We start from the raw sequence: 26,967 nt of genomic DNA on the forward strand, positions 1-26,967 counted from the left end.
ATTATGCATCTTTTATCCTATATTCTAGTAGCCTTTCAGCGATTTCCAGGTTTGAATATCCTCTATTTTTCAATTCTAAATCAGATTCAATTAAGTCTATTGCATGATCAACTGGAAAGAGCTGAACATACTGAATATCGCCTTTTTCGAAAACAAGATCGTCGTCAGTTTCCTCTATTTCGAAAAATTTTATTTCAGATTCGATATCCAGCGAATTTTCCATATAGATTAATAAAGCCTCAGAATCAGTATTTAATCCTTCTTCTCGGTACAAAACTTCTAACTTTTTTGGATTAATTAGAAAGTCTATCAAATTAACTAATTTCATAATAATGATATTTTATTTGTTCCCCCAAATTGACATACCACCAAGCCCCCCTGGGTGTAGAATATTCCAAAATGTACTGCCTGTCGAGTGCTGTGCTTTGGGAACAAGCTGCATTACTCCAGACTCAATATTGTGATGCCATACCCAATTCGCAGGTGAAGTCCCTAGAATATTTCCTGTTGGTGATACAGGAACTGATATACCCAATTCTGTCATTGATTTTGCAAAAGCCGCATCTGAAGACATAGCATTGCTAAGGGCCGTATTTGCTGCTTTAAAGTGACTATAATATCCCTTTCCTGGATAAAGATTATTTGCTAATCTCATTTCATACGCTACCGAGTAATATGCACTCTTAGCAACCGATACACCTACTTTCCCCAGTTTTGCAAATTTACCAACCGGCAAAATAGTGGCCAAGTTAAAAGTGGCTTCACCACTAGACATTGCTTCACCGTTAACATTGGTGCCTGTAAGATATGCTTTAATAGAATTGACACCAATAGCAAGCGGGTTCAATTCATTCATCGTTGTAAAAGCCAAATGAACAGGTCCACCATCTTCTAAAAGTCCCGGTCCTTCTTCTTTACTCTTGCTTTTTTTCTTATCATCGTCCTGGGCTTTCTGTACAAACCGCTCACTCGCAGCCGCGTGTTGCGCAGCCATCTCAGCCGAAGACGTAAACCCACCATAAGCCGAGCTCTCTCGTCCATCCGGATCAATAAACCGTATTGGATTGTTATTCCCATAAGCATAAGGTGACCATCTTCTTGAAAGCTCACTGGCAGGATCCACCTCCCACCAGGATCCAAGTCCTGGATCGAGCCACCTAGCCCCATAATCATAAAAGTTTAGATCAAATTCTTCGCTTAACTCCTTACCATTATAGAGATAACGGTACTTTCCTGCCGTAGCATCATTGTACCAGGCGCCGTCAAACGCTTTTCCAAAAGGATAGTAGTGAGTTTTGCCAAGGATCTCAGTATGATCAATGGTTCCGCTTCCGTTTTTATCCGAAAACACTACCCTGGTATTGCCCAAGTGATCACGCAGCACGTATTCATAACGAAACGTTCCGCCATTATTAAATGCACGTCCTTCTTCATTATACACCGCCTCCACGACATTGTTTTTCAGCTCAATGCCGCCCAAATAATCCTGGGTTATAGTTGTGGTTCCTGAGGTTTTAACAGTTTTACGGAGCTTGTTGCCCAATCCGTCATAAAGCAAGTCGATGGTATTATTGGAGCCAAAATCAAATTTGTTTGGCAGGTTCAGATAGTTGTGCGGTGCATCCAGATTGATATGACTGGCCGGGATGCTGCTGGCGCCGGTACTTTGTGTGGTAAGGTTTCCACCGGCTGGTATGGTCAATGCCTGGTTGTCAATGATGGAATTCGTGTATCTGCTGGAGCCTTTCACCATACCATTGCGGGTGATCGAAGTAACGTTTCCCCGGACATCATAAGCATGCTTTATTACTTACATTCATAAAACCACTTATCATCTACCTTTTGCAACTTACTAAATTTGTCTTTCCAATAAGGCGTTAAGGTGCTGGAATCTTCTAAGTAATAAACCTTGCACCTTTCATCTAACGTAAATTCTATGAAACGTCCAAGTTTAGGTGTTGATTCTAAATCTATTACCCCCAATTCTCTGTATATTTTGTCCAACTTTTTGGCATATTCTTTTGCGTAATTGAATGGCGAATTTTCATTAACCCCTTTGAATTTGAGGAGTTTAATGAAAGTTTTGTTATAGGTACTACTATCACTTTTATAAAAATTATCAAAACACTCAAAAGCAGGTATTGTTAATGTTTCATTTTCTATTTTAGTATGAGAATAATAATAATGAAGTGAATCATTTCTCTCATTTCTTGCTTCAATAGAAACATTTAAAAGAATACCTAAATCTTTATTATTAAACCTTTGAATAAAAGCTAGTGGTTCTTCTTTTCGGCTACTACAAGAGCCAAGAAAAGAAATTAATATTATTGCTATAAAATTTTTCATCTGTGCAACCCTCTTGGTTTTCTAATCCAATAATTATAACCGTTTCTTATTGCTCTTTGGTCGCCTGGTGAATCTAAAACGTGGTATGGCTTGCCAGGATTATCAGACCGGCTATTAAAAGCATTATTAATATGCGATGCTGCTCTCAAAGTGCGGTATGAAAAACCTAATTGCTTTCCACCTTGCCCCCAAAGGAAATTACCATAATCAGGGTTATTATATGCAACACCATCGACAACATTTAGACTATTGTAATTTCTTTGAGTAATGTTTTGATAATCCATTTTGCCACTACTTTTGCCATCAGATAATACCCCTTCAAAACCGATTGGTCGGCTTTCCCTTTCAATATATGACCATGCATTATCCCTGTTGCCTTGTTCCATTACCCCACTTTCAACCATAGCACTATTAATTTCATCGTTACCAACAAATCTTAATTCTAATTTCCCTGTTTTTATACCCGCCATGTCATCGGCATAATCATTAAAACCAAAACTTTGTCCACCTGTGAAAGTTTCTTTTCCATCTTTACCAGTCGTGCTTTTTTGATTGAAACCTGTAATTTCCGTTTTGCCATTGTCCATAATTCCCACATACATCCCATTTTTGAATAATATTAAGCTATCCCCATTTATATCTATATATTTCAATGGGTTTCCGCCGGCAAACGAATAAGGAGATAGAGAGTAATATTTCTCTGAAAATCTGTCAACCTCCCACCAGCTCACCATTCCCGGATCCAACCATCTCGCTCCATAATCGTAGAAGTTCAGATCAAATTCTTCACTGAGCTCCTTACCATTATAAAGATACTTATACTTAGAAGCCGTTGCATCATTATACCATGCACCATCAAAAGATTTCCCAAAAGGATAATAATGTGTTTCGCCCAAAATCTCAGTATGATCAATACTGCCACTTCCGTTTTTATCCGAAAAGACCAGTGGAGCGCCACCCCGGCCGGGTATTCCCCAAGTGATCCCTTAAAACATATTCATACCGGAATGTTCCACCGTTATTAAAAGCACGGCCCTCCTCGTTATATACCGCTTCTACGGTGTTGTTTTTTAGTTCTATGCCGTCGAGATAATCCTGGGTCAGTGTTACGGTTCCGGAGGTTTTAACGGTTTTACGGAGCTTGTTGCCTAATCCATCATAAAGAAGTTCGATGGTATTATTTGAGCCAAAATCAAACTTGGTGGGCAGGTTCAGATAGTTGTGCGGTGCATCCAGATTGATATGACTGGCCGGGATGCTGCTGGCGCCGGTACTTTGCGTGGTAAGGTTTCCACCGGCTGGTATGGTCAATGCCTGGTTGTCAATGGTGGAATTCGTGTATCTGCTGGAGCCTTTCACCATACCATTGCGGGTGATCGAAGTAACGTTCCCCCACGCCCGGGGTCGCGCACGACTCAAAATTCATAGACTCTCCATAGTAATCCACAGGATCGATTCCGCCTGCTGCGGTGTAATTAGAATATCTTGAAGTGGTGAGCCGGTCCAAGTAATCATAGGTGAAGCCGTATGCCTGGGCAGCCCTGCCCTTTACCTGCCAGATCATCTGGCCAATGTATCCGCTGTTCTGGGAAGTTGCACCGACTGCCGTGGTGTTGGTATTATATCGGAGTTCCTGGCGGAACAGGTCGTCATTGGTGGCGGCAAAGGCAGGAAGGCCAAAGCCTGTTGTCATGCTGTTGACCCCCATTGCGGTGCCGCTCAATGCCGCCGTTCCGTTGATGGAGCTGAGCAGACTTCTGTAATTTCATTATTTCAAAGAACGATAGGCAAAGTATAAACCCACCAGCTTGTAAAGACAGATTAAAATACCAAATCTAACATTTTTAAGCTCGTCGATAAAATGCTTACCAACAAGAAGTTTAAAGAGTTCTTTAATCAAAATGTGGCGGCACTGTAATAACAAAACGCCCCGGGTGACCCAGGGTGTTTTGTATTTGTTCATTCCAAGCAAGTATTAATGACCTACTTTACCATCAGGGGGTAGAAATTTCAATGTGTCCGGTATTAAATGATCAGGATAATAATTGAACGGTTCCCCTCCATAATTTTTAAGGGCATAAATTCCATTTTTCTCAATAATGGTTGAAATTTCCGTAGAACAACCATCGGGACGCTTTTCCATTATTGCAGTTTTTAATGTATCTGTATATATAATGTACTGTTCAGCGCCCGTATAAACTTTGAATTCAATCCCATTTATATTGGTTGTCATAACAGGGGTCGGTCTTGGAGTATATTTGACCATATAGCCTCCGACCCTCACAGTAAACCTTGTACTGTCGGGAGAAATACGATCTATAAAAATCTCGTTTTCACATTGTTTATAGTCCCCTTCGTTACATATTTCTGTAAGTATTTTAATTAAATTTTTATCAAGGGTCACTCCAATAGCTTCTTTGGAAGCTCGTTTCTGACAACAAACTAAAAGTGTCATTGTTAGAAATAATACAAATTTCGACATCATTTCCTCGAGTTTGGTGCTACATATTTGAATTGTTGCCCGTAATAGCGTAGGTTAATCCTTTGGCCTTTTAAAACCTCCGAGACACGTATATTTTGAAAATCTGCTCTAATAAACATAGAATATCTTAAAGACCCGGTAGCCCTATCAGCAGTAATTCCACGCAAATAATTATCATGTCCAAAAACAAAGTTCATCTTACCTGGAATATTCCTTCCACCGAAGCTTGCATCGGAACCGCCGCCAAGATTTAAATAACTTGGGCTTGCTTCACCTCCCTTATCCGGGTGCGTGTGAACCATGGCCACTAGTTCTTTGGTTTTTCCATCCACAGCATCAACCAAATTTCCGCCTTCAAATTTATACCCATACCTTCCCGGATCAGCGGTAGTGCTGTTGTTATCATAACTTGGCAAAACCAGGACGCCATTTTTAAGTATAGCCGCCGCTTCTTCGTGTGTTCCTCCGGCTGTTGAATTGCTCGCTATCCGGTTATAAGCATCGGTTTGGTTACTATACATGATACTGCCGTCTTTTCTGTAATTGACAGTTCCATTGTCTGTTTTATCGTTGTAAGTTCTACCAACATACGACTGACCTTCTCCTACATCCTTTTTGCTTTTGATTTTTGGGTCATACTGCATCGTACCGTCTGTGGTCTTGTACCAATCCATTCCATTGGGATCAATATTCACAATCGGGTTATTTCCCGCATATACATACGGGGAATCGTGATAATATTTCTCGCTCAACGGATCCACCCCCATGAACCGACCAACCGTCGGATCGTAAAACCTTGCTTGCAGATCAATATACCCGGAGGCAACCTGCGTTTCCTTCCCAAGGAAGTTGTATCGGTTAACGGCATTACGTGTCGCAGGCGTCTGAATAGGACTGTTCCTATCTATCTCCAACCCAAAGGGGTAATAATTTAAATAGATTTTTCGAAATTTTACAGGCTTTTCATAGTTCTGATCTGAAACTCGACAAGCCGATCCTGGACCGGATGCAGGAGGTGGTTTCTAAAATACCGAACGCGGCCCGGCCCGAAGCTGACTGGAAACAGATTTTTATGGTCATTGATGCGCTCATACGTGATTTTAATGCCAAAAGACAATATGCTACATAAAAATCCCGGACCTGCTGGGCTTTGCTGTTGTTCATTCCAAGAAAGTATCAATGACCTACTTTACCATCAGGGGGTAAAAATTTCGGATTTTTCACTATCAAAGAATCTGGGAAATACACATAAGGCTCATTGCCATGTTTATCAATAACATAATTCCCGTTTTTTTCAAAGATAGTCCATATAGATTCGACACATTTATTTTCTCTTTCAATGTAACTTTTAAATGTTGAATCAGGCTTCAGATATTTTTCAGCTCCAGTATACACATAGAAGATATTTCCATTGATGTTGAAGGTGAAAAATGGGGGTGGTTCAGCTCTATATTCAGACATGTACCCTCTAACCCGGACGGTAAATATTGTACTGTCAGGGTTTATCCGGTCAATAAATAATTCTTTTAAGCAGTTTTGACAATTTTCAATTTCACAGAATTCAGCTAAAATCTTAGATATTTTTGGGTTGGCATCTAAATTAATCGGCGATTTGTGATTTTGTGTTTCACCACATCCTAATATTAGGAGGCATAAAACTATTGGCACAAGGTATTTCATATTATCGTGGGCTAATATATTTGAATTGTGATCCGTGATATCGAAGATCGATTCTCTTGTATTTTAGGACATCTGTTACCTTCGCGTTATTCAGGTCTGCTGGTTTATAGATCCTTGCGTTCAGAATTCCATTTTGGTCCCTGAATGCTACCATGCCATACAGGCCATTGTCGTGTCCAAAAACATATCCCATTTTGCCTGGTATGTATTTCGCTTGGAACTTAGCATCTGTCGGTCCGCCAACTGAATATTTACTTGGACTTGCAGATCCTCCTTTATCCGGGTGCGTATGTACCATGGCTACCAGTTCTTTGGTTTTCCCATCCACGGCATCAACCAAATTGCCGCCTTCAAATTTATAGCCGTATTTTCCCGGATCAGCGGTAGTGCTGTTGTTATCATAACTTGGCAAAACCAGGACGCCATTTTTAAGTATAGCCGCCGATTCTTCATGGGTTGTTCCCACTGTTGAATTACTCGCTATCCTGTTATAAGCATCTGTTTGGTCACTGTACATGATACTACCGTCTTTTCTGTAGTTCACTGATCCATTGTCTGTTTTATCGTTGTAAGTTCTACCAACATACGACTGACCTTCGCCAACATCCTTCTTGCTTTTGATGTTTGGGTCATACTGCATCGTACCGTCTGTGGTCTTGTACCAATCCATTCCATTGGGATCAATATTCACAATCGGGTTATTTCCCGCATATACATACGGAGAATCGTGATAATATTTCTCTGCCAACGGATCCACCTCCCACCAGCTTCCCATTCCCGGATCCAGCCACCTAGCCCCATAATCGTAGAAATTAAGGTCAAATTCTTCGCTTAACTCCTTACCATTATAAAGATAACGATACTTCCCAGCCGTCGCATCATTGTACCAGGCACCTTCAAAAGTTTTTCCAAAAGGATAGTAGTGTGTCTCGCCAAGGATCTCAGTATTACCAATATTACCTGAGTTGTTTTTATCAGTAAATACCAATCTTGTATTCCCCAAATGATCTCTAAAACATATTTATACCGATATGTGCCGCCATTATTAAATGCCCGGCCCTCCTCGTTATATACCGCTTCAACGGCTCTTGTCATTGATTTTTCTATAAAGGGAGTTATATATTCATTAAACAGATTTTCTAATTCTCTTATAGTAAAATTACCTTTATAATTCATCCTCCTTTGGAGGCCTAACAAGACTTTTGAATTTTTGGTCTATAACTCCAAATTTGTTGAAGTTTTCCTGACTTATTCTTAGAGATATTAAATTAGGGCCGCCGTCATCATCGATATATTTCTCCTGAAAGATATCCTTTTGCCAGAAGCAAACAGGACATATGTCGGAAATACCTTCGATGGAGTGATAACCACAGCATATACATTGTTTTTTACTTTCCATATTTAGCTACCTGTTCTGCCCAGTACGCGGCTGGATCTTTTAATCTTCTATAAAATGTCTCTACCACTCCGTTGGGACGCATAATTCCAAATTCTCCCGTTTGCATATTCATCCGAAAAGTATAACCAGCATTATTGGTAAAATCTTCAATTTTACCGCCAATAGGCCCTTCTAGCAAAGATAATGCTCTTTTGTAATACGCTCCTTTGTTATTCCACCCCATTCAATTGCATGTTTACCAAAATGATATTCAAATCTTGAAAATCTGCTAAAAGCTACGGGTAACATTTTCGCTGGTGCACTTATTTGACCAAATCCAGGAAACATCCCAAATTGAGCCATCATTTTCTCAAACCGTAATGCTCTTGGCTCTAGTCCCCATCTATGATTTCTTCTAGGAACCTCATTGGTTTGTTCTCCATTCTTTTTTTTTATCAGAATTTTCCTTTTGGGTATCACCGTCTTTTTTGTTTGTATCAATAGAAATAGATCCCGCAATATCACTATCATCAATAACAACATTATTTCCATTTAAATCCTGAATGGTGCGTTGATTTAAACTCCCCATCTCTGTGGCACTACCTGTCCCAGCACCAGTAACCCCGTAACCATTGCTTCCGGTCAATTCAAAAGCACTCATTCCATCCGGATCAATAAACCTAACTGGGTTATTATTTCCATAAACATAAGGGCTCCATCTTCTATTTACCTCACTGGCTGGATCGACCTCCCACCAGCTACCAAGACCCGGATCCAGCCACCGCGCTCCGTAATCATAAAAATTTAGATCAATCTCCTCGCTTAACTCCTTCCCGTTATAAAGATACTTATACTTGGAAGCCGTTGCATCATTATACCACGCACCATCAAAGGCCTTTCCAAAAGGATAGTAGTGAGTTTCGCCAAGGATCTCAGTATGATCAATACTGCCGCTTCCGTTTTTATCCGTAAATACCAGTGGAGCGCCACCCCGGCCGGGTATTGCCCAAATGATCACGCAGGGCATATTCATACCGGAAGGTCCCGCCATTGTTAAAAGCCCGGCCCTCCTCGTTATATACCGCTTCTACGGTGTTGTTTTTTAGTTCTATGCCATCTAGATAGTCCTGGGTTAAAGTCGTTGTTCCAGCCGTTTTAACGGTTTTACGAAGTATATTGCCCAGTCCGTCATACAAGAGTTCAATGGTATTGCCGGTTCCGAAGTCAAACTTGGTGGGCAGGTTCAGATAATTGTGCGGCGTATTCAGATTGATATGACTGGCCGGGATGCTGCTGGCGCCGGTACTTTGCGTGGTAAGGTTTCCACCGGCTGGTATGGTCAATGCCTGGTTGTCAATGATGGAATTCGTGTATCTGCTGGAGCCTTTCGCCATACCATTGCGGGTGATCGAAGTAACGTTTCCCCACGCCCGGGGTCGCGCACGACTCGAAATTCAGAGATTCTCCGTAATAATCCACCGGATCGATACCGCCTGCTGCGGTATAATTTGAATATCTTGAAGTGGTAAGCCGGTCCAGATAATCATAGGTAAATCCGTAAGCCTGGGCAGCCCTGCCCTTTACCTGCCAGATTATCTGACCGATATTGCCGCTGTTATTGAATTAGATACCCAAAGATGGTACATACGTTTTAAATTGATCGATAGAATGCTCACCAAAAGATGTTTTCACCAACAAGAAGTTTAAAGAGTTCTTTAATCAAAATGTGGCGGTCTTATAATAACAAAACCCCGATCTCTCGGGGCTTTGGCTTATTCTGCTAATTTAAGTATATCTAACTTTTGCACTTCGTTATAGGAAGTTTCTACTTCTCGCTTATTACCCACATGGTATTCCATAAATTTCAAAAGTTCGTCAGTCTTTACGTTCTTAATTACAGACCCAACAGTACCGCCGTAAGCAAAAACAACGCTTGTATCTTTTACATTTCTCAATACTGGATAATAGGGCAGCAGATTTTTCTTATTGATTTCTTCGTAATAAAACATCGGCATCTTGCTCCAACCATCATTGGAAGGCAACTGTGTTTTCAAAACTCCATTTGGAGGGATTTTATAGAGCCGTTTACCTCCTTCATATTGGGCGGGTACTCCTGACGGCTGATTGAATATAATAAGTACGTTGCCCTTAAATCCCTTAGGAACAATAATAATTTCTTCATCGGCAGAATAGCAGCCAAAAAAGAATAGGCTGAGAGAAATTAAAAAGAAGTATGAATTTTTCATTTGTTAAAGCCCTCCTGCACTTTTTTGTTCCAGTCTGATACCGAATAGTTTATGTCACCCTGTCTTACTCCGGTAAAGTTACCTTTGCTATCAAAATTGACTTGCATATTCACATTAAACAAAGGCTGTTTGTTATCTCCCACCAAATCTTTGAGTCCACCTTGTTCCATCTGGGCACCTAAAAACAGTTTCCCTTTGCCCGATTGATCCGTAATAAACGCTTCTGTACTTGGGAATTGGTCACCAGTGAAAGAACCCGTTATGTTCAATGTGCCTTTTTTCATATCCACATTGAACGAAAGACCGGCATGTACATCTAAGGCTGGTGTTAGAGGTTGAAAAGTAATCGGGTCTTTACCCGAGTGGCTAAAATCAAAGGACGCCGTATTATTTGAGAATGCAATATTTTCGTTTTTCCCCTTTGGTGAGCCTCTATGGACTATGGGTGAAATATAGGTAGCCCCAACCATAGCACCATAGAAAATAGTTTCGTTACTTCTTGAAACAGGCTGGGTTACAACTTTATTGGTAGGATCAACAGTAAAGTTTGAATAAACCCTTGAAGTACCCGTAAAAGAAGCACCTCTCCCATCACCATAGAAAAAACCACCCCCAGCAGATGATGCCGAAATAAAAGACCGAACATTGACTGACCACGGCCACATCCCATCCGGGTCAATAAACCGCATGGGGTTATTAAACGCATAATTGTATGGAGACCACCGCCTTCCCTGTTCGCTCAACGGATCCACCTCCCACCAACTCCCCATACCTGGATCCAGCCACCTCGCGCCATAATCATAAAAATTTAGATCAAATTCTTCGCTTAACTCTTTACCGTTATAAAGATAACGATACTTCCCAGCCGTTGCATCATTATACCATGCTCCATCAAAAGATTTCCCAAAAGGATAATAATGCGTTTCGCTTAAAATCTCGGTGTTGTCAATAACGCCGCTATAAGTAGTTTTATATATTCATTCTTTAACTGAGTATGATTCTAAGAAATATGAATAGTTACCAAAGTCAAAAGCAAAGGAAGGTATATACTTATTAATCAAATTGGATTGTTCTAAATTGATTTCGTATGGGTCATACATCAAAGGATCATCTTCTTTTGGAGAAAATATAGATATTATCTCTTCAAAAGGGATATCATCTACGTTGAAATCTTCATGGAAACTGTCATCCATATTGTTGTAGGAAGTAATAACTCTTTCTATTTTCATTTTATTTATTCTTAATTTGGTGTTGTTCTGCCTGGAACTTTTGGTTTAATTGTCTCTCCTGAATTTGGATCGGCAACTCGCTTATGTTTTCCTCGCTTATCATAAACCTCTATTTCACCATGTTGAGAATCCCATTCCAAAATATCTCCATCCGGTGTAACCCATCTTGCTCTTCCAGCTTTTGGTATAACTTTTCTTGCTCCTGGAAATCCAGGTAAAACAGTTGGTGGGGATTCATAGTATCTTATTTCTGGGTTTACACCCGGAGCCTGAGCCTGTGTCGGGGTCAAGACAAAAGCTAATGTCATCAAAGGTATTGTGGCGGCCACTTTAAGGCTATTTAAGCTTATTTGAGGAATATTTTCGGTAAAAGCCCCCAAACTATACCACCAAGGCAGACCTATTGTTGTTGCTTGGCTTTCTCGCTTTCCGTAAACGGTTGCCCCTTTGCCATCTCCATTAACCACAATACCAGTTTTGTTGTCATAGGTAAACAGTGCATCTGAATCCCGATAAATATCATAAGTTTTATTTTTTGGACAAGTTTCACATTTTGCTATAACGTCATTTCTGTTCAAAATATCTCTTTCCGTGGAATTGTCAGTCTCAGCACCAGTAACCCCGTAACCATTGCTTCCGGTCAATTCAAAAGCACTCATTCCATCTGGATCAATAAACCTTACCGGATTATTATTCCCATAAGCATAAGGGCTCCATCTTCTATTTCCTTCACTGGCCGGATCAACTTCCCACCATGATCCTATCCCCGGATCCAGCCACCTAGCTCCGTAATCATAAAAATTTAGATCAAATTCCTCGCTTAACTCTTTACCATTATAAAGATAACGATACTTTGAAGCATTTGAGTCACCATACCAGGCACCGTCAAACGCTTTTCCAAAGGGGTAATAGTGGGTTTCGCTTATTATCTCAGAATTGTCAATACTACCCGAATTGTTTTTATCCGAAAACACCAGTGGAGCGCCACCCCGGCCGGGTATTGCCCAAATGATCACGCAGGGCATATTCATACCGGAAGGTCCCGCCATTGTTAAAAGCCCGGCCCTCCTCGTTATATACCGCTTCTACGGTGTTGTTTTTTAGTTCTATGCCGTCGAGATAATCCTGGGTCAGTGTTACGGTTCCTGAGGTTTTAACTGTTTTACGAAGTTTATTGCCCAATCCGTCATAAAGCAAGTCGATGGTATTATTGGAGCCAAAGTCAAACTTGGTGGGCAGGTTTAGATGGTTATGCGGGGCCTCCAGATTAGTATGTGAAGTTGGGATGCTGCTTTTGCCATTACTCTGCGTGGATAAATTACTAAACGATAGGAATTAATATTTTTCTAATTTGCCTATCAATACATATTTACTATTGTCTTCCATAAATTTTTCAGTCTTATGCTCGAAATCTGTCAGTAAGAATAATGCACCTCCAACAATACATTCATAGCCATTTTCTATAAATAGCTGTTCTTCATACCTTGGTACCAGAATTAATATGTCTCCTTTTAAGTCTCCGAAGCTTATCAAATGGTCTGACTTAAAAATTAATTTTGATGGAGAAAATACTTTAAAAATTTCTCCTACTATTAGATTTGTTCCAGCTGGCCCATCAAAATTCCAGGGTTCGCTTACCACTATTTTATACTTTGCTTTTTCCATGAAATTTAATGTCCTAATGGTTGCCAGTTAATCAATCTTACATTTACAGGATCGGTAGTCAAAAATTCTGCACCCTTCCCAGGCATCCCAAATGCTGATTGTACTTTTGTTCCTTTTCGTATTATGTTAGGATTATTTAATATTTCAAATTCAACACGATGTGTTGGTGTACTGGGCAATGCTAATCGCTGTTGAACTTTTGACGCAGATTTATATAAATCTTTCGTATAAAACGTCTCTCCAGGTCGTCCCCCTCTTAACAATCCCGTCTCTCGGATTGCGTTTAATTCTCCTTCTGTCATGTAACGGAATCCCATTTCGCTCGCCTTAGAAGCGGCCCTTAACGAGCGTATAATTTTCCCAACTTTAACAATTGCTATCTCACCACCCACCATTTCCAACCCCAAAGATACCCCTTCAACCCCCGCCTGTTCATGTGGCAGAAGCCGGGAGTCCGCATTGGACAGTGTACCTTGATCTCTTTGGGGCAAGGTTACTCCACCAGTGGCTAACTGCGGTGTTACGGAACTGGCCCGCCCTGTTGCATCCGCTTTTGCAATCGTTTGTGGACAATTAGGTGGGCAGCCTCCATTATCACTCGATGCAGCATAATCATTATCTCCAACAGTTTGTGCTTTGTCGTCAAAGTCATAAATTGTTTGGGAAGCCATCCCATCCGGATCAATTTTGGAAACCGGATTGTTCTCCGCAAAATTATAGGGAGTCAGACTTGGAAACTTCTCTGCCAACGGATCCACCTCCCACCAGCTCCCTAACCCTGGATCCAGCCACCGCGCTCCGTAATCATAAAAATTTAGATCAAATTCCTCGCTTAACTCCTTCCCGTTATAAAGATACTTATACTTTGAAGCTGTAGCATCATTGTACCAGGCACCATCAAAAGATTTCCCAAATGGATAGTAATACAGTATCTCAAAGAACGATTGACAAAAGGCACTATTTGCCTCACCTACGTGATACTATTATCAAAGTAAATAAATTTTTCTCCTAATGTGTAAGGCAATTCTAGACTATCAATAATTGTTCTTGTTAATGTCCCCTTACTTTCAATACGGTTTTCATAATTATATTTTTCAAGTATTTCTTTCAACTTTTTTAATTGGGGCTCTAAACTTTCTAATTGATCTGTTTTTGACAAACATAGATCAATAAACTGTTTTAGTTTTTCCTTTTTATTAAGAAATGAAGTTTCAGTCATTATTTTTATTTTATTAAGTTTCCTAAATTGGGTACGTACATTTGGTAGCTTCCTCCTGTATAAATACCTCCCTGAGACGCAGCCCTGCCATATATATAGGTTGAGCCGGGAGCAATTTGAAATTGTGAAATACCCGACATAGTGTTCCATTTGGCAGGCAATGCTAAACCAACTCTATTGGTATAACTTGTAAATGTAGGAAATAAATACCTTCCACTTTCACTTGCTGCACCACCATAAAATCGAAGACCAAATGTATTCATATTTGCAATTCTTAATGAAATGGTTTCTGTCTCAAAACTCTGTAATATCTCCTTTCTATAAGATCTTGGAATGCCTATTTCTTGCAAATAATTCGAAGCTTGTTTAACTCCACTATATAAATTTTGTGAACCGCTACCTAGACTTTTTCCTCTAACCAATGCTACTACATATTTACCCGCCGCAGCAAGCGCCGTCTCAGTCGCAATTGTTTGCAATCCTATGATTATCCCAATAGTCCCCGCCTGTTCATGTGGCAGAAGCCGGGAGTCCGCATTGGACAGTGTACCTTGATCTCTTTGGGGCAAGGTTACTCCACCAGTGGCTAGCTGCGGTGTTACTGAACTAGCCCGCCCTGTTGCATCCGCTTTTGCAATCGTTTGTGGACAATTAGGTGGGCAGCCCCCATTATCACTCGATGCAGCATAATCATTATCTCCAACAGTTTGTGCTTTGCCGTCAAAGTCATAAATTGTTTGGGAAGCCATCCCATCAGGATCAATGAACCTGATGGGATTGTTTTCTGCAAAATTATAGGGAGTCAGACTTGGAAATTGGTCTGCCAGCGGATCCACCTCCCACCAGCTCCCCATCCCCGGATCCAACCACCTAGCCCCATAATCATAAAAGTTCAGATCAAATTCCTCGCTTAACTCCTTCCCGTTATAAAGATAACGATACTTTGAAGCATTTGAGTCACTATACCAGGCACCGTCAAAACTTTTCCCGAAGGGATAGTAATGTGTTTCGCTTAAAATCTCGGTGTTATCAATACTACCACTTCCATTTTTATCAGAAAACACTACCCGAGTATTGCCCAAGTGATCACGCAGCACGTATTCATAACGAAACGTTCCGCCATTATTAAATGCACGTCCTTCTTCATTATACACCGCCTCCACGACATTGTTTTTCAGCTCAATGCCGCCCAAATAATCCTGGGTTATAGTTGTGGTTCCTGAGGTTTTAACAGTTTTACGGAGCTTGTTGCCCAATCCGTCATAAAGCAAGTCGATGGTATTATTGGAGCCAAAATCAAATTTGTTTGGCAGGTTCAGATAGTTGTGCGGTGCATCCAGATTGATATGACTGGCCGGGATGCTGCTGGCGCCGGTACTTTGTGTGGTAAGGTTTCCACCGGCTGGTATGGTCAATGCCTGGTTGTCAATGGTGGTATTTGTGTATCTGCTGGAGCCTTTCACCATACCATTGCGGGTGATGGAAGTAACGTTCCCCCGAACGTCAAAATTCATAGACTCTCCATAGTAATCCACAGGATCGATACCGCCTGCTGCGGTGTAATTAGAATATCTTGAAGTGGTGAGCCGGTCCAAGTAATCATAGGTGAAGCCGTATGCCTGGGCAGCCCTGCCTGGACGCTGAACCCGAAACCCGCCCAACTGGCCAGTTCTCCCACTTTAAGCCCACTTGCATGATAGGACAAAGAAACGGGAAGGCTTATCGGGCCATCCGTTACCGTGTAAATGGGAATGTTCACACTGGGTACACCGGTATAATAACTGACGGGGATATCTCCAAATTTTCCAAGGCTGGATGCTGTGGGCCCTGGCATTACGACATCTTTTATGGCATTATTATTATTGACTGGCTGGGCAATCAGTTTGGTATCGAAAGTAACCAGTAGCAGATATGCACTATAACCCTTCTGGAAGACTCATCATTTTAGTTTAGAATTTGATACTTTATTATTACCTAGTAATATTCTCATTGCTGCGAATGATTATTCACGTGGCTATATGAAATTTAAACTAAATGATTGTTAAGTCATTTCGTATAAGCCCTATAACAATAATATATTTTCAAACTTTACCCAACTTCAGTATATTTCTTCGTTATGGATATATTTGACCTTGTCACGACCGATTTTGTATGATGAATATGATAACCAATATGCAGTAGCAATCAACCCGAAAATCGTTTTCGGGAAGAGTTTGACGGCCGATAGCAGATAGCCGACTGCCGATTGCAATTCTAAACAAGTCGTGACAAAGTTTATTCCATGTATAATTTTACAAAAAGGTAGCAATTTACCTTGACCCGGCGCATATTTGTGTCCAGACTTAGAAAATACACTATGAAGTATCGCATACTATTCTACATTATTTTTCTCTATAGTATTACAAGCCAGACCTTTTCGCAGGGATATGGCAATGCCGGCCAGCGCTATGTTCAGCCTTTTGGCCTGATGAGTGTGACTGCTGGGCTGGGAGTAGCCTATTATATGGGTGATCTGCGCGATGGGATCGATATGAAGCACTTGGGTCTTGGCCCTTCGATTTCTCTGGGAGGGCAGTTTAGGTTCACCGAAAATTTTAGTGCTCGAGGCGAGATACGTTTTTATCAGGTAAAAGCCGATCAACAATATTCCAAGAATTACCAAAATAACCTTTCGTTCAGAACCCGTAACCCGGACATCAATCTCGGTATTCAGGCCGACTTATTTGGCTATAACCGCCATGCACCCATCAATCCCTATTTGTTTGCGGGGTTGGGTGCTACCTTTATGACGCCCAAGGCGCAGCTAGGAGACAACTGGTATAGCCTGGCCCCTCTGATGACCGAAGGGGAAAAGTACAACCGTCTACCATTGGTGTTCACCGGAGGGATAGGGGTGTCGGTTAAAACAACGGAGAGGCTAAGTTTGGGCCTGGAGCTGTGCAATAACTTTGTGAACTCCGATTATCTGGACGATGTCAGTACATTTTATCCTGATCCCGATGCATTGGCCTCTGATCTAGCGCGTCAGCTTTCCGATCGGTCGCCTGAAATAGGCCTGCCTCCCCGGCAGGTGGGCGGAATGCGGGGTGGTGCCGAGGTGAAGGATAGTTATCTGTTTTTTCAAGTTCGAGCAAAATATCTGCTAGGTAACCGCCAGCAGGCTAGGGAGCGTAAAAAGTTAAAATGCTTTACTCCTTAAAATAAGGGGCGCTTTAGGTCGCATGATTGCTGCGCTTAAAGTGCTGAATCGTGGTGTTATAATGTTTCTTAAAAGTTTTCGACAGGTGGCTCGAGTCGGTAAAGCCAAGCATATAGGCAATTTCCTTGATCGAGTAGGCACTATGCGTAAAATAACTCTCCGCTAACTTGAGCTTTGTCTTAATTAAATACTCCTGAAAGGTATAACCCGAATGCTTTTTGAAATACTCACTGAAATAGGTGGGTGACACACTAAACTCGCCGCTAAGATGCTCCAGGCTGACTTTGTCTTTCTGATAGATATTATGCTGGATGTAGCGGACGATCTCTCCAAATTTGTAATCCTTGTGATGGTTAGCATCCACATATCGCTTTTCAATATTCCGAGCCAAAATGTTCAGAATGCTCACCATGAGGCTCTCGATAATGCTTTCGGAGTAGCCGTCCTTAGAGAGGCATTCCTGATGTATTTGCTTGATGAGGTTGATCAATAATTCACGCTCAAGTGAGCTTCGGTGCTGAATAATATCGCCCGCTACCCTGTTGTAGTTCGATAACACATACGATAGTTTTTTAAACCATTCCTTATAATTGCCAGTCGGGGCCTCTTTGGTGAAGTACAAGTCAGTAAACCGGATAAAGTAAAACCTGGTTTTTTCCTGAATTTTAAACGAATGGCAATCCAAAGGAGGTAATAAGAAAATATTCCCAGTCGAGTAGCCAAACTCGCTCTGATTGATGCACTGTAAGCCACTACCCATGTCGATGTATACCAATTCGAAAAAATTATGCTGATGCGGGCGCTTTTCCCACTGCTCCAATTCTTCTATTTGTATTTCAAAAGGTTTATATGTTTGTTCTATGAACATAATCTGGCTATTTTGGGCATTTAATGCGGTAAACTTACTGTTATTGAAACAAATATTATTATGAATATAGTTTCAAACCTTTTTTTATACCTAGAATACCCATTTTGATACATGGCATGCTCCGGGTATCCCCCCTACATTTGCAGCATCACTTTAGTACTTTAAAAACAAAGCATTATGAAAGCTATAGGATTTAAGCAATCGTTACCCATCACGGAAGAAAACAGTTTTATAGCCTTTGAAACGGAAACACCGATCGCCTCGGGATATGACTTGCTGGTGAAAATTTCTGCCATATCGGTAAACCCGGTAGATTTTAAGATCCGGCAAAATGCAGCCAAGGATACGGTTTTGGATATGCCCAAGATAATTGGATGGGATGCAGTTGGGGTAGTGGAAGCAATAGGGGATCAGGTTTCTCGTTTTCAAATTGGAGATGAGGTGTACTATGCGGGGGATCTTACCAGAAGTGGGAGCAATGCTGAATATCAATTGGTAGACGAACGTATTGTTGGTCGCAAGCCGACATCCTTAACCAATGCGGAAGCAGCAGCTCTGCCTCTCACCGCTCTTACGGCTTGGGAATCTTTATTCGATCGTATTAAAGTAAACTCTACTACCGACAAGGGCAAGACGGTGTTGATATTGGCCGGAGCAGGTGGGGTTGGCTCTATTGCCATTCAGATTGCGAAAAAAGTGGCTGGGCTAACTGTAATAGCCACGGCCTCGCGTCCCGAAACGGTAGCATGGTGTGAGGGACTAGGCGCCGATTTTGTGGTGAATCATCGCCACTTGAAAGCTGATTTGGAAAAAATTGGTCACGGACAAGTCGATTATATTTTAGACTTTGTGGATCTGGAGGGCTATTGGGATCTTGCCGCCGAACTGATCAAGCCACAGGGGCATATCGTGTCCATTACTGGTAGTAACTCTCCATTGAACCTGAATATTCTCAAAACCAAAAGTGTTACATTTTCATGGGAGCTGATGTACACCCGCTCGATGTATACTACAGCAGATATGGCACGCCAGCACGAGATTTTAAATGAAGTAGCCGATTTGATAGATGCAGGCGTATTGAAGTCTACTTTAACTACTACCTTGCAGGGCTTTACGGTGGATCATTTGAAGAAAGCACATCGGATGCAGGAATCAGGAACGACCATAGGAAAAACTGTAATTGAGTTCTAGGAGTAACAAACGCAGGAATTGGTTGTTTTAGCCTCTTAATTTTGGGATGTAATATTACCTTGGAGGTTAACTGGGTACAATTATTGCTCACTTTACTGAAACCAAAAGGAAAATACGATGTCAAGTACGATCTCTATAAACCCAGCAACGGGCGAAAAAATTAGCGAATATCAACGTATTGAGCTGACGGAAGCCCTAACCAAAGTACAGCTTGCTAAAAATACTTACGACTCATGGAAGGGGAAACCCTTCTCTGAGCGATCCAGATTAATGCACAGTCTGGCCGATGTGCTGGAGACCCACAAGGAGGAATATGCCCAGCTGGCCACCAATGAAATGGGGAAAATGATTGGCCAGGCTCGAAAAGAGATAGAAAAATGTATCTGGGTCTGTCGGTATTATGCCGATAAAGCCGAAGCGCTACTAGCCAATAAGCCTGTCGAAACGGAGGCTGCCAAGAGCTACGTTACTTTTCAACCGCTGGGCGTGGTGCTGGCAGTGATGCCTTGGAATTTTCCATTTTATCAGGTTATTCGTTTTGCCGCCCCTGCGCTCATGGCGGGGAATACGGGCATATTAAAGCACGCCTCCAATGTGCAGGGCTGCGCATGTGCCTTGGAGAATGCCTTCAAAGAGGCAGGTTTCCCTGAGGGAGCATTTGCAAACCTGAACTTGGATTCCAAACACATTAAAGACATTATAGAAGATAAGAATATCGTAGCCGTTACGCTCACGGGCAGCGACCCTGCCGGACGTTCGGTGGCCTCCATTGCGGGGCAAAATCTGAAGAAAACAGTCATGGAGCTGGGAGGAAGTGACGCCTATATCATACTGGAAGATGCCGACTTGGAAATGGCTACAGATCTTGCCCTATTGGGCCGTTTACAAAATAATGGACAGACCTGCATTGCCGCCAAGCGGTTTGTAGTGGTAGATCAGATTTACGACGCCTTTTTAGATCGATACACAGAAAAGATGAGGGTAGCCAAAATGGGGGATCCCCAAGATGAAAGTAGTTATTACGGACCAATGGCCCGCGCCGATTTGCGCGACGAACTCCATGAGCAGGTACTTAAGTCCGTGGAGCAGGGTGGGCGATTGATAATGGGAGGAGTGATCCCCGATCGCCCTGGTGCCTATTATCCTGCAACAATTTTGGCCGATATCAAACCAGGCATGGAAGCATTTGACAACGAAATGTTTGGGCCAGTGGCTTCAGTAATCAGGGCCAAAGACGAAAGACATGCGATAGCCTTGGCCAATAATTCGCAGTATGGATTGGGTTCAGGAGTAGTCACCAGTAATAAGGAACGCGGAGAGCAAGTTGCTCTGCAGTTGGAGGCAGGGAGCAGTTTCGTCAACAAGCTGGTGGCATCGGATCCTCGTATGCCTTTTGGTGGTATCAAAAATAGTGGCTATGGACGGGAGCTATCAGGTTATGGTATACAAGAGTTTGTAAATACTAAATCCATCTGGATCGACTAATATCCTTATTTTTTTATGCTGTTACAATAAAGTCTTTTACACAAGTAGTATATTCGCCCCATGGCAAATCAGCAATTAACCGTAGTGGCCCGCATATTGGCCAAAGAAGAAAATTTGGAATTAGTAAAGGGAGAGCTTATCAAGCTTATTGCGACTACTAGGACTGAAGAAGGATGTATCGATTATGTCCTGCATCAGGATAATGAGAATCCGAACTTATTTCTGTTCTATGAAAACTGGTCGAACAGGGAGCTATGGCAAGCGCATATGCAAGCCTCTCATGTCATTGATTTTGGAAAAGCTATTGAAGGGGCAGTGCAAGAGGTGGTACTGAATGAAATGACTCCGATCGGCTAATATCAGGACATTTGGTTTTTCTTAACAGACAACTTATCGCTATGCTCAATCCCAAGAAGCCAGAACAGTCGGATGTTACCATGACAGAAATGGTGCTTCCTAATGATACCAATACCTTGAATAATTTAATGGGCGGACGCCTCTTGCATTGGATGGATATCTGTGCTGCTATTGCTGCCCAGAAACATTCCAACCGCATTGTTGTAACGGCCTCGGTCGACAATGTGTCTTTTACGGAGCCTATACGGCTGGGCAATATCGTAACCATGCAAGCCAAGGTGACCAGGGCATTTAATTCTTCCATGGAAGTTCATCTGCAAGTATGGGCCGAAGATATACCTGCCGGCAAACGGGTCAGTACCAACAGTGCTTTTTACACCTTTGTGGCCGTAGATCAGAATGGCCGACCCATTGAGGTGCCCGCTTTGGTACCAGAAAGCCCTGAAGAAATTGACTTATTTGACAGCGCCCTACGACGACGCCAGCTGCGGCTCGTACTAGCAGGACGGATGAAGCCAGCCGACGCCAAAGAGTTGCGGGCGCTTTTTGAAACAGAATAAAGTCGATACTTGCCGTAATTTTTGATAATTTTGCCAGATCATAATTCAGGTGCCAGCAGCCTAATAATCCACCAGGGTAATAGGCTACTGTTAAAATCAATACTAAAAAATGGCGAAAGAAATAATTTATTCCGATAAGGCTCCTGAGCCCATAGGGCCCTACAGTCAGGCTGTAAAAAGCAATGGTACTTTATATGTGTCAGGCCAGATCGCTGCTGAGCTTGCCAAGTCGGGCGATATTCAGGCAGAGACAGGTTTGGTGATGCAGCAAATCGGGCATATCCTTGGCGCGGCTGGAATGTCCTTTTCTCAGGTGGTAAAGGCTTCAATATTCTTGAAAAATATGGATGATTTCGCCGCCGTAAACGAAATATATGGCGGTTACTTTACTAGTGAACCTCCTGCCAGGGAGACCGTTCAGGTGGCCAAGCTGCCCAAAGATGTCAATGTGGAGATTTCTGTAATTGCCGTAGAGTAAGGCTATTAGAGGCCTTTCCTTAAAATATAATGGATACCACCTTACTCTTCTACCAGGGAGTACAGTGGTATCTACTTCTATACTTATAATACCAAATAATCCAATGAGTGATCAACCTGTAAGGGTGCGCTTTGCCCCTAGTCCCACCGGTCCTTTACATGCCGGTGGCGTGCGTACCGCCCTATATAATTATTTATTTGCCCGTCAGACCGGCGGACAGATGCTCCTCAGAATAGAGGATACTGACCAAACCCGGTTTGTACCTGGGGCAGAGGCCTATATTCTAGAGGCGTTGGAGTGGCTGGGAATTACCATTGACGAAGGGCTTGGAAAAGGCGGACCTCATGCTCCGTACCGACAGTCGGAGCGTAAACCTTTGTATCGACAATATGCCGACCAGCTTATTGCGGAGGGAAAGGCCTACTATGCCTTTGATACTGCGGAGGAGCTAGATGCAATGCGCAAGAGGTTGGAAGCTGCCAAGGTTGCCGCAGTTCAGTATAATGCTATTACCCGGATGGAGATGAACAATTCTCTTACCCTTTCTCCGGCTGAAACGCAGAGGCGCCTGGATAATGGAGATCCCTATGTTATCAGGATGAAAATTATGCCAAAAGAGGACATACGATTCAACGATCTGATTCGCGGATGGGTGGTGGTTCACTCCAGCCAGATTGACGACAAGGTGTTATTGAAATCGGACGGCATGCCTACCTATCATTTGGCCAATATTGTAGATGACCATCTGATGGGCATAACCCATGTGATCCGGGGAGAAGAATGGTTGCCTTCTGCTCCTTTGCATGTATTGCTTTACCGCTATTTGGGCTGGGAGTCTACCATGCCTAAGTTTGCTCATCTTCCATTATTACTTAAGCCCGATGGTAACGGTAAGCTGTCCAAACGGGATGCCGATTTGGGTGGGTTCCCCATATTTCCCCTGCAGTGGACCGATCCGGTTACGGGTGATGTAGCCAGAGGTTTTAGGGAAGAAGGCTATTTCCCCGATGCAACTGCCAACTTCCTGGCCCTATTGGGTTGGAACGCAGGAACGGAGCAAGAGCTTTTTAGCATGGAGGATTTGATAAACGCCTTTAGCTTTGAGCGGGTTCATAAGGCGGGCGCTCGATTCGATATTCAAAAAGCCAACTGGTTTAACCAGCAATATCTGAAAGATCGTCCAGTGGCGGAACTTGCTAAGGAGATAAAACCATTATTTGATGCCAGGGGAATTAATATCTCGGATCAGCAGGTAACAAAAATTATTTATTTGCTTAAAGATCGGGTGACCTTTGTCAAAGATATCGTAAACGAGTCACTCTTTTTATTTGCGGCTCCTCAGGTCTATGACCAGGATGTGGCCCTCAAGAAGTGGAATGAAGAGGCGGTTGCCGCTATTTCTGGACTAACAGATGCCTTCACGTCCTATGAGGCTGCTTTTGAAGCGGAATCTATCAAAACGTTAATTTCAGAAACATTAGGGGCTATGTCCATTAAAATGGGGAAAGTGATGCAGCCGCTTCGCTTGGCTTTGACAGGGGTGGGCACCGGACCGGACCTGATGGTGACCATGGAAATACTGGGTAAGGAGGAAGTATGCAGCCGCTTGAAAGGGGCTATCGACCGTTTACCAGCCCAAATTCGCCTGGCCTAATTCAAAAGCACCGTTTACTCAATATCTATTGCCCTTACCTGATGGCTTTCGTAATTTCATAACCAGATAGGCCAGAGTCATGATTGAAATGGATAAGGGTATGAATTTTTTGAGCCGTAAGTGAAAAAGTGATATCCAGCATTAAACAGACATGAGATGGCAAAGAAAAAGAAAACCAGCAGCGCAAAACCTACCGAGGGAAAACCCAGGGTTCATAAGGATCTGGATGGCTTTGATATCAAAATCAATTCCTTTGGCGAAATTACGACCAGTTATGATATGGATCGTATCAACGAGTTTCTGAATAAGAATGTTGACGACAAGAAACTGAGAGATCGTGAAGATATTCCTGGTCGAGATGCCAAACCTGAGGAGGATGAGGATTTAGACACCGACGCTTTTTTGGACGAAGAAGAATAATGCTTCCTGGAAGAGCACTGCGCTGCTTAGGCAAGTAAACTGCTTTTAAACCATAATTTTTTTTGTAAAAAATGAGATCACACGAGATAGATTATAAGATTATTGGTGATGATATCCAGGTTGCTGAAATAGAGCTGGATCCTATGGAGACAGTTATAGCAGAGGCGGGCGCCATGCTATTTATGGAAGATGGAATCCATTTCGAAACGAAAATGGGAGATGGTTCTGAGGCCAATCAGAGCATTATGGGCAAAATTTTTCAGGCAGGGACTCGCATTCTTACTGGGGAGTCCTTGTTTATGACTCATTTTACCAACAGGGGAGTGGGCAAAAGAAAAGTCGCCTTTTCAGCTCCATATCCCGGTACCATCATGCCGATCGATCTTTCGAAAATCTATGGAAATGAATTAATCGTGCAGAAAGACGGCTTCTTATGTGCAGCTATGGGAACGAGTATGAAAATCCATTTTAACAGACGTTTTGGGTCTGGACTGTTTGGTGGCGAGGGATTTATCCTTCAGAAACTAAAGGGTGACGGTATGGCCTTTGTTCATGCCGGTGGGGTTATGATCGAGCGTCAGCTAAATAACGAAACCTTGCGGGTCGACACCGGATGTGTGGTCGCTTTTGAGCAGTCCCTAAGCTTCGATATACAACGTTCAGGTGGTCTGAAGTCAATGGTGTTCGGAGGGGAAGGCATGTTCCTGGCCACTTTACAGGGGACAGGTCGCGTGTGGATTCAGTCGATGCCCATCTCGAAATTGATACAACGCCTAGCCGTTGGCGGACCAAATTCAAATAAAGAAAGTGGCTCGGTGATCGGAAAACTGGGCAACCTTTTTGAAGATTAACCAGCCCTGAAAAATAGCAAAGCCCCAGTGAAGCAATTCTCACTGGGGCTTTTTTGTAATCTATTTTTGGACTATTGCTCGTAACCTGGATTCTGCGGTCGCAGGTTAGGGCTGTTTAGCATTTCCTGCACGCCTAAAGGAAATAATAGATGTTTTTCCTTTAATGCAACCCCACTTCCAATATTCAAGTTGATATGGCCTACGAAATTATCAAAGCCTTTCGTTTTTTCGTTAAAGACCTTGCGAAGGCGTACCATGTCGAACCAGGTGATACCCTCGTAGCAGAATTCATACCATCTTTCTCTCCAAACGGCTTCTCTAAAAGTCGACTGTGAAAAAGTTCCCATGGCTGGGGTGGTAAGCTGGGCCCGATCCCGGATGCGTTTATAAGCTTCATATGCTTCTGTGTTAAGTCCTCCGGCTTCGTTTTGAGCTTCTGCATAGATCAGCAGTACTTCAGCAAAGCGAATGAGGTTAACATTCAGGTTATTAAGTTTGGTAGGGTTAACTCCCTTACCCCCTAGGGCAGCAATATTGAAATATTTAAACACATAGGGTGCTCCCAGATCGAATGGTTCGCCATTCCCGTTCATATAATAGCTCGTATAAAACCAGCCTTCCTGATCTTTTGTCCGGAGGTCCCCAGGTTCGAAAGAATTATAAAACGACAAAGTAGGTACTGTGCTTCCCGTTCCGCCAGGTCCTGCAAAAGTGACAGGCTTGAAATTGGGAAAAAAGTCGTTTAGCGGAAAACTTGCCACAGTTGAATTGTACTGGATCTGAAAGAGATGCTCTAATTTATTTTTCTGCGTCTCATCATGAATTTTCTTGTAGTTATCAAACAAATTGACAGTCGACGGATTCGCTTTCGAATAGTCTATTACCTCCTTCGCCTTGGCAGCCGCCAAAGTGTAATGAGAGGCTCCTTTACTAAGAGGGAAACCGGCCATGGTTAGGTAAACTTTCGAAAGAAGTGCTTTTACTGCCATTTGCGAAGCACGTCCACTGGTTTCAAAGACGGGCAATCCAGCAGCCTCCGCTGCTTTTAGGTCCTCTACGATAAGGTTGTACACCTGTTCCTGAGGCGTTCTTTGTGGAAAGAAATCTTCGGAAGAAGCAGATTGAGGCTTAGTAATAAGAGGGGCATCTCCCCATAGTCTGACCACATTGAAGTATGCCCAGGCTCTCAAAAATTTTGCTTCCCCTATTAACTTGGTTTTTTGTGCTTCCGTAGCCGGCGCAACAAATTTAATACCAGGTATTTTCTCCAGTGCCAGGTTGGCATTCGCAATGATTTTGTACAAACCGTTCCACCAGTTGCTGATATGCTCAGTATTACCATCGTAGCTCAGAGAGTACAAATTGTTTAGATTGGAATTTTGTCCGGTTTCGGTGGTGGCCGTACCGGTTACAGCCTCCAGCATTTGCCAGTTAGCCGAGAAGATTCCTGCCCCACTTCCATAAAACCGAAGGTCGGAATAAGTAGCGGCAATAGCAGCTTCGGCATGATCGGGGATAGTATAAAAACTATCGGGTGTCAGGTTAGAAGGATCCTTTTCATCTAGGAAGTCGGAGCAGCTCGTAGGAGCCAGCATCATAACCCCAGAGATCATGGCCAGTCCAAGTTTTTTGATATGGTATAATTTCATATTATATGTC

At 42.6% G+C, this 26,967-nt stretch carries 36 protein-coding genes; 9 read left to right on the top strand and 27 right to left on the bottom strand.

Annotation, left to right across the window (positions count from 1 at the left end; genetic code table 11):
* Nucleotide 1: 1 nt before the first annotated feature.
* The 25 genes from X939_RS0109010 to X939_RS23615 form a co-directional block, all read right to left on the bottom strand.
* Nucleotides 2-328: a hypothetical protein gene (locus tag X939_RS0109010; protein WP_025762929.1), complete on the bottom strand. Its 327-nt coding sequence runs from the start codon at nucleotides 326-328 to the stop codon at nucleotides 2-4.
* Between the two features lie 12 nt (nucleotides 329-340).
* Complete coding sequence (locus X939_RS0109015) at nucleotides 341-1,753, bottom strand: RHS repeat-associated core domain-containing protein (protein ID WP_025762930.1); 1,413 nt, start codon at nucleotides 1,751-1,753, stop codon at nucleotides 341-343.
* A 53-nt stretch (nucleotides 1,754-1,806) separates the two neighbouring features.
* Nucleotides 1,807-2,346 carry a hypothetical protein gene (locus X939_RS0109020; protein WP_025762931.1) on the bottom strand — a complete coding sequence of 180 codons (540 nt, stop codon included), beginning with the start codon at nucleotides 2,344-2,346 and terminating at the stop codon, nucleotides 1,807-1,809.
* A complete protein-coding gene (locus X939_RS0109025; protein WP_025762932.1) occupies nucleotides 2,343-3,242 on the bottom strand; it encodes an RHS repeat-associated core domain-containing protein in 900 nt (299 codons plus the stop codon). The genes X939_RS0109020 and X939_RS0109025 overlap by 4 nt, the downstream gene beginning before the upstream one ends.
* A gap of 34 nt (nucleotides 3,243-3,276) precedes the next feature.
* Nucleotides 3,277-3,708 carry a hypothetical protein gene (locus X939_RS0109030; RefSeq protein ID WP_131694720.1) on the bottom strand — a complete coding sequence of 144 codons (432 nt, stop codon included), beginning with the start codon at nucleotides 3,706-3,708 and terminating at the stop codon, nucleotides 3,277-3,279.
* Nucleotides 3,668-4,039, bottom strand: a complete 372-nt coding sequence (locus tag X939_RS0109035; protein ID WP_198034381.1) for a hypothetical protein — start codon at nucleotides 4,037-4,039, stop codon at nucleotides 3,668-3,670. The genes X939_RS0109030 and X939_RS0109035 overlap by 41 nt, the downstream gene beginning before the upstream one ends.
* 75 nt (nucleotides 4,040-4,114) lie before the next feature.
* Nucleotides 4,115-4,309: a hypothetical protein gene (locus X939_RS23600; protein WP_131694718.1), complete on the bottom strand. Its 195-nt coding sequence runs from the start codon at nucleotides 4,307-4,309 to the stop codon at nucleotides 4,115-4,117.
* 12 nt (nucleotides 4,310-4,321) lie between these two features.
* Nucleotides 4,322-4,831 (bottom strand): hypothetical protein, encoded by a 510-nt coding sequence (locus X939_RS0109040; RefSeq protein WP_025762935.1) that lies wholly within the window; start codon nucleotides 4,829-4,831, stop codon nucleotides 4,322-4,324.
* Nucleotides 4,828-5,769, bottom strand: a complete 942-nt coding sequence (locus X939_RS0109045) for an RHS repeat-associated core domain-containing protein (RefSeq protein WP_084299376.1) — start codon at nucleotides 5,767-5,769, stop codon at nucleotides 4,828-4,830. Before X939_RS0109045 ends, X939_RS0109040 begins: the two co-directional genes overlap by 4 nt.
* Nucleotides 5,770-6,004: 235 nt before the next feature.
* A complete protein-coding gene (locus X939_RS22245; RefSeq protein ID WP_044198867.1) occupies nucleotides 6,005-6,508 on the bottom strand; it encodes a hypothetical protein in 504 nt (167 codons plus the stop codon).
* Between the two features lies 1 nt (nucleotide 6,509).
* Nucleotides 6,510-7,511 (bottom strand): RHS repeat protein, encoded by a 1,002-nt coding sequence (locus X939_RS0109060; RefSeq protein WP_198034382.1) that lies wholly within the window; start codon nucleotides 7,509-7,511, stop codon nucleotides 6,510-6,512.
* A gap of 162 nt (nucleotides 7,512-7,673) precedes the next feature.
* Nucleotides 7,674-7,907, bottom strand: coding sequence for a CPCC family cysteine-rich protein (locus X939_RS23305; RefSeq protein WP_084299380.1), 234 nt, complete (start codon nucleotides 7,905-7,907; stop codon nucleotides 7,674-7,676).
* Nucleotides 7,897-8,130, bottom strand: coding sequence for a hypothetical protein (locus X939_RS0109065; protein WP_025762940.1), 234 nt, complete (start codon nucleotides 8,128-8,130; stop codon nucleotides 7,897-7,899). Before X939_RS0109065 ends, X939_RS23305 begins: the two co-directional genes overlap by 11 nt.
* Before the next feature lie 180 nt (nucleotides 8,131-8,310).
* Complete coding sequence (locus X939_RS0109070; protein ID WP_198034383.1) at nucleotides 8,311-8,904, bottom strand: RHS repeat-associated core domain-containing protein; 594 nt, start codon at nucleotides 8,902-8,904, stop codon at nucleotides 8,311-8,313.
* Entirely contained in the window at nucleotides 8,849-9,280 is a 432-nt protein-coding gene (locus X939_RS23605; protein WP_025762942.1) for a hypothetical protein, read from the bottom strand. Before X939_RS23605 ends, X939_RS0109070 begins: the two co-directional genes overlap by 56 nt.
* A gap of 378 nt (nucleotides 9,281-9,658) precedes the next feature.
* Nucleotides 9,659-10,132 (bottom strand): DUF6843 domain-containing protein, encoded by a 474-nt coding sequence (locus X939_RS0109080; protein ID WP_025762943.1) that lies wholly within the window; start codon nucleotides 10,130-10,132, stop codon nucleotides 9,659-9,661.
* The gene (locus X939_RS22970) at nucleotides 10,129-11,109 is read right to left on the bottom strand and encodes an RHS repeat domain-containing protein (protein ID WP_084299386.1); all 981 of its coding nucleotides are present in this window, start codon (nucleotides 11,107-11,109) and stop codon (nucleotides 10,129-10,131) included. The genes X939_RS0109080 and X939_RS22970 overlap by 4 nt, the downstream gene beginning before the upstream one ends.
* Nucleotides 11,110-11,361, bottom strand: coding sequence for a DUF7683 domain-containing protein (locus tag X939_RS0109090; protein ID WP_025762945.1), 252 nt, complete (start codon nucleotides 11,359-11,361; stop codon nucleotides 11,110-11,112).
* 11 nt (nucleotides 11,362-11,372) lie between these two features.
* Nucleotides 11,373-12,377 carry a colicin E3/pyocin S6 family cytotoxin gene (locus tag X939_RS0109095; protein ID WP_198034384.1) on the bottom strand — a complete coding sequence of 335 codons (1,005 nt, stop codon included), beginning with the start codon at nucleotides 12,375-12,377 and terminating at the stop codon, nucleotides 11,373-11,375.
* The gene (locus tag X939_RS23765; RefSeq protein ID WP_025762947.1) at nucleotides 12,322-12,558 is read right to left on the bottom strand and encodes a hypothetical protein; all 237 of its coding nucleotides are present in this window, start codon (nucleotides 12,556-12,558) and stop codon (nucleotides 12,322-12,324) included. The genes X939_RS0109095 and X939_RS23765 overlap by 56 nt, the downstream gene beginning before the upstream one ends.
* A gap of 138 nt (nucleotides 12,559-12,696) precedes the next feature.
* A complete protein-coding gene (locus X939_RS0109105; protein WP_025762948.1) occupies nucleotides 12,697-13,026 on the bottom strand; it encodes a hypothetical protein in 330 nt (109 codons plus the stop codon).
* Nucleotides 13,027-13,031: 5 nt separating this feature from the next.
* The gene (locus X939_RS23770; RefSeq protein ID WP_084299390.1) at nucleotides 13,032-13,958 is read right to left on the bottom strand and encodes an RHS repeat domain-containing protein; all 927 of its coding nucleotides are present in this window, start codon (nucleotides 13,956-13,958) and stop codon (nucleotides 13,032-13,034) included.
* Nucleotides 13,959-13,996: 38 nt separating this feature from the next.
* Nucleotides 13,997-14,245 carry a hypothetical protein gene (locus X939_RS0109120; RefSeq protein ID WP_025762951.1) on the bottom strand — a complete coding sequence of 83 codons (249 nt, stop codon included), beginning with the start codon at nucleotides 14,243-14,245 and terminating at the stop codon, nucleotides 13,997-13,999.
* Nucleotides 14,246-14,250: 5 nt separating this feature from the next.
* On the bottom strand, nucleotides 14,251-15,759 hold the full coding sequence (locus X939_RS0109125) for an RHS repeat domain-containing protein (RefSeq protein WP_157493018.1): 1,509 nt from the start codon (nucleotides 15,757-15,759) through the stop codon (nucleotides 14,251-14,253).
* The gene (locus X939_RS23615) at nucleotides 15,756-16,079 is read right to left on the bottom strand and encodes a hypothetical protein (protein WP_131694715.1); all 324 of its coding nucleotides are present in this window, start codon (nucleotides 16,077-16,079) and stop codon (nucleotides 15,756-15,758) included. The genes X939_RS0109125 and X939_RS23615 overlap by 4 nt, the downstream gene beginning before the upstream one ends.
* Before the next feature lie 522 nt (nucleotides 16,080-16,601).
* On the opposite strand from X939_RS23615, the gene X939_RS0109135 reads away from it, so the two are divergent.
* Nucleotides 16,602-17,444: an outer membrane beta-barrel protein gene (locus X939_RS0109135; protein WP_025762954.1), complete on the top strand. Its 843-nt coding sequence runs from the start codon at nucleotides 16,602-16,604 to the stop codon at nucleotides 17,442-17,444.
* 13 nt (nucleotides 17,445-17,457) lie between these two features.
* On the opposite strand, the gene X939_RS0109140 is transcribed toward X939_RS0109135, so the two are convergent.
* Nucleotides 17,458-18,312 (bottom strand): AraC family transcriptional regulator, encoded by an 855-nt coding sequence (locus tag X939_RS0109140; protein WP_025762955.1) that lies wholly within the window; start codon nucleotides 18,310-18,312, stop codon nucleotides 17,458-17,460.
* Nucleotides 18,313-18,489: 177 nt separating this feature from the next.
* Between X939_RS0109140 and X939_RS0109145 the strand changes: the two genes are divergently transcribed.
* The 8 genes from X939_RS0109145 to X939_RS0109185 all read left to right on the top strand — a co-directional run bounded on the left by X939_RS0109145 (nucleotide 18,490) and on the right by X939_RS0109185 (nucleotide 25,308).
* A complete protein-coding gene (locus X939_RS0109145) occupies nucleotides 18,490-19,503 on the top strand; it encodes a zinc-binding alcohol dehydrogenase family protein (protein WP_025762956.1) in 1,014 nt (337 codons plus the stop codon).
* A gap of 117 nt (nucleotides 19,504-19,620) precedes the next feature.
* On the top strand, nucleotides 19,621-20,988 hold the full coding sequence (locus tag X939_RS0109150) for an NAD-dependent succinate-semialdehyde dehydrogenase (protein WP_025762957.1): 1,368 nt from the start codon (nucleotides 19,621-19,623) through the stop codon (nucleotides 20,986-20,988).
* Between the two features lie 60 nt (nucleotides 20,989-21,048).
* The gene (locus tag X939_RS0109155; protein ID WP_025762958.1) at nucleotides 21,049-21,345 is read left to right on the top strand and encodes a putative quinol monooxygenase; all 297 of its coding nucleotides are present in this window, start codon (nucleotides 21,049-21,051) and stop codon (nucleotides 21,343-21,345) included.
* A 41-nt stretch (nucleotides 21,346-21,386) separates the two neighbouring features.
* Nucleotides 21,387-21,905 carry an acyl-CoA thioesterase gene (locus X939_RS0109160; RefSeq protein ID WP_025762959.1) on the top strand — a complete coding sequence of 173 codons (519 nt, stop codon included), beginning with the start codon at nucleotides 21,387-21,389 and terminating at the stop codon, nucleotides 21,903-21,905.
* A 109-nt stretch (nucleotides 21,906-22,014) separates the two neighbouring features.
* On the top strand, nucleotides 22,015-22,383 hold the full coding sequence (locus X939_RS0109165) for a Rid family detoxifying hydrolase (RefSeq protein WP_025762960.1): 369 nt from the start codon (nucleotides 22,015-22,017) through the stop codon (nucleotides 22,381-22,383).
* 103 nt (nucleotides 22,384-22,486) lie between these two features.
* A complete protein-coding gene (gltX, locus tag X939_RS0109170; RefSeq protein WP_025762961.1) occupies nucleotides 22,487-24,037 on the top strand; it encodes a glutamate--tRNA ligase in 1,551 nt (516 codons plus the stop codon).
* Between the two features lie 156 nt (nucleotides 24,038-24,193).
* On the top strand, nucleotides 24,194-24,457 hold the full coding sequence (locus X939_RS0109180) for a hypothetical protein (protein WP_025762962.1): 264 nt from the start codon (nucleotides 24,194-24,196) through the stop codon (nucleotides 24,455-24,457).
* Nucleotides 24,458-24,528: 71 nt separating this feature from the next.
* Complete coding sequence (locus X939_RS0109185; RefSeq protein ID WP_025762963.1) at nucleotides 24,529-25,308, top strand: TIGR00266 family protein; 780 nt, start codon at nucleotides 24,529-24,531, stop codon at nucleotides 25,306-25,308.
* A 71-nt stretch (nucleotides 25,309-25,379) separates the two neighbouring features.
* Here X939_RS0109185 and X939_RS0109190 read toward each other — a convergent pair whose 3' ends face one another.
* Nucleotides 25,380-26,957: a RagB/SusD family nutrient uptake outer membrane protein gene (locus X939_RS0109190; RefSeq protein WP_025762964.1), complete on the bottom strand. Its 1,578-nt coding sequence runs from the start codon at nucleotides 26,955-26,957 to the stop codon at nucleotides 25,380-25,382.
* Between the last annotated feature and the right edge of the window lie 10 nt (nucleotides 26,958-26,967).

The organism is Dyadobacter tibetensis Y620-1 (assembly GCF_000566685.1).
Taxonomy (GTDB): Bacteria; Bacteroidota; Bacteroidia; order Cytophagales; family Spirosomataceae; genus Dyadobacter; species Dyadobacter tibetensis.